We start from the raw sequence: 3,252 nt of genomic DNA, 5'->3' as shown, positions 1-3,252 counted from the left end.
CAAAAGTTGCTATTCAATCTGTTTGCAACTTAATCAATATCATTAAAAGATGTATCAGGATGATAATTGAGCCGCTATGGAATAGGCGAACCACCCCCTTCCTACTGCAGTTCTTAAAAGTTGTTTCCTTGTTATGTTGTAAAAAGGAATGCTAATAATGCTCACATTCTTGTCTAAACTTCGCTTGAAGTCTTGTTTCGTGTTTTTTGTTTTGTTGTCGGCAACCTTTGCGGCCAATGCTTCGCTGGAAGGGCAGTGGAAAGTTGTCGCTGCGGGTGCTCACTCCTTGGCTATTAAGTATGACGGCACCCTATGGGCCTGGGGAAGTAACAATAGCGGGCAATTGGGTGATGGCACCACAGCCAATAAAACCACCCCGGTGCAAGTCGGCAGCGATGCTAATTGGCAGGGGGTTGCAACGGGCGAACAACGCTCCTTAGCAATTAAAGCCGATGGTACTCTCTGGGCATGGGGTTATAATAGTTATGGACAATTGGGCGATGGCACAACAACCAATAAAGCTACCCCCGTGCAAATTGGCTCTGACACTAATTGGCAAAGTGTTGCTGCGGGTCATTATCATTCTTTAGCCGTTAAAAGCGACGGTACCCTATGGGCATGGGGCTCTAATGATGAAGGGCAATTGGGCGTTGGTACCAGAACAAGAAGGGTTACCCCCGTGCAAATTGGCAACAATACTAATTGGCAGAGCGTTGTAGCAGGTGGTAACCACTCTTTAGCAATTAAAGCCGATGGTACTCTCTGGGCCTGGGGTTTTAATGCATATGGAGAATCGGGTCATGGCACTACAGCAAGATATATATATGTCCCGGTACAAATTGGCAGCGACACTAATTGGCAGAGCATTGCAGCGGGTAAACACCACTCCTTAGCCATTAAAACCGACGGCACCCTCTGGGCATGGGGTGCTAATAATGACGGGCAAGTGGGAGATGGCACGACAACACAAAGCAACATACCTGTGCAAATTGGTTTCGACACTAATTGGCAGAGTGTTGCAGCAGGAGGTGACTTCACATTAGCGATTAAAACTGACGGTACGCTCTGGGCGTGGGGAGATAATATTGCAGGGCAATTGGGCGATGGCACCTCTACCGACAGGAATACACCGGTTAAAATCGGCAGCGACACTAATTGGCAATCGATTCAGTCCGGAGGCGGTCTTTCTTTCGCGATTAAAACCGACGGCAGCCTCTGGGCGTGGGGAGATAACGCTATTGGGCGATTGGGTTTTGAGGGCGGGGGGCGAGTTACCTACCCAGTGCAAGATACGCCTTATTTAAATTGGAGTTGGCAACTAGTTGCCGCAGGCGAAAATCATTCGTTAGCTATCAATGCCGATGGTGCCCTCTGGGCATGGGGTTTTAATAGGTATGGCCAACTGGGTGATGGCACCACAATCAATAAAACGACGCCCGTGCAGATTGGTCCCGACACTAATTGGCAGAGTGTTTCAACGGGCCAGTACAGTTCTTTAGCCATTAAAACCGATGGAACTCTCTGGGCATGGGGTTTTAATGGATATGGGCAATTGGGCGATGGCACCGATACTAATAAAACTACCCCAGTGCAAGTCGGCAGTGACACTAACTGGCAGAGCGTTGATGTAAGTGGCAGCCACTCTTTAGCAATTAAAACCGACGGTACGCTCTGGGCGTGGGGAAATAACAGTTCAGGGCAATTGGGCGATGGCACCTCTACCAGAAGGAATACCCCGGTTAAAATCGGCAGCGACACTAATTGGCAGAGTATTACAGCAGGCGATCCTTCCAATTCTTTAGCTGTTAAAACAGATGGAACCCTCTGGGCTTGGGGATATAATGCCTACGGGCCATTGGGCGATATCAGTGGCTCCAATAGACCGATACAAGTGGCCAGTGACACTAGTTGGCAGCTGATTTCTAGAAGAGGCGCTAGTACATTAGCAATTAAAGCCGACGGCACTCTCTGGGCGTGGGGCGATAACTATTATGGGCAATTGGGCGATGGCACCACAACCAGAAAAACTACACCCGTACGAATCGGTATCAAAAGTAATTGGCAGAGTATTGGAGCGGGATACAATCTCCATTCTTTAGCTATCAAAACCGACGGCACTCTTTGGGCGTGGGGAGCTAACTCTAGTGGGCAATATGGTGATGGCACGACAAACAGTAGTTATATCCCTGTACAAATAGGCGCGGGCATTAATTGGCAGAGCGTTGAAGCAGGTGCTAAACACTCCTTAGCAATTAAAATAGATGGCACCCTCTGGGCTTGGGGCGATAACTATTTTGGGCAATTGGGCGATGGCACAACAGCGGATTCTGCAGTTCCAAAACAAATACAATTTATTGACAGCGACGGGGATGGTATCCCAACGCTAACTGATGATTTGCCATATGATGTTAATGAACAAATCGACACCGACAATGATGGAATAGGCAATAATGCTGACTTGGACGATGATAACGATGGCATCTCTGATGAATATGAACTCGCCAATGGTTTGAACCCTTTGGAGGCAAGTGACGCCTTACTGGATAACGATGGTGACGGCATAGTTGCTTTAGATGAATTCTTGTTTGGTAGTCAAGACAATGATGTAAATGATATACCTGCTGAGGTGAACCTTGCTTACTATTCGTTTGAGACGATTAATTTTTTATCGTATTTTAGTGGTGATGAAAACTGGCAACTCAACGACGGTTCAGCGTATCACGCTAGTCATAGCTATCAAGTTTCCGGTGTTAATAATAGCGCCACATCGACTTTAAGCTATCAAAATATCTTTAATGCTGGTTATTTTAGTTTTGCCCTTAAAGCTTCCACAGAAACGGAATATGACAAGTTAATACTAAGTGTCGATGGGATTGAAATTGCCCGTTACAGCGGCGAGCAAGACTGGGCACTCTATCGTTATCCCATTACTGCAGGTCAGCACAGCATTAGTTGGACTTACACAAAAGACTCCGCAGACTCAGCGGGTCAGGACGCGGTTTGGATTGATAGCATTGTTTTACCTGTCAATACAGATATTGATGCTGATGGCATCAGCAATGATATCGACATAGATGATGACGGTGATGGTTATTCCGATGCTGATGAACTGGCCGCGGGCACCAACCCTCTGAGTAACAACAGTTTACCGCTTGATACCGACGGCGATTTCATCTCAAACGCGACCGATTTAGACGACGATAACGACGGTATCCTTGATGTAAATGATACTTATCCATTGGTTGCTATTGG

The 3,252-nt window shown here is 47.0% G+C and carries 1 pseudogene; it reads left to right on the top strand.

Annotated features, from left to right (window positions below):
• Positions 1-157: 157 nt before the first annotated feature.
• A pseudogene (locus ABKW31_RS22680) lies at positions 158-3,252 on the top strand (hypothetical protein); the annotation flags it as partial.

The organism is Paraglaciecola sp. 25GB23A (assembly GCF_040012495.1).
Lineage (GTDB): Bacteria > Pseudomonadota > Gammaproteobacteria > Enterobacterales > Alteromonadaceae > Paraglaciecola.
Note: the sequence above shows the minus strand (reverse complement) of the source record. Positions and strands in the feature narration are given on the sequence as shown.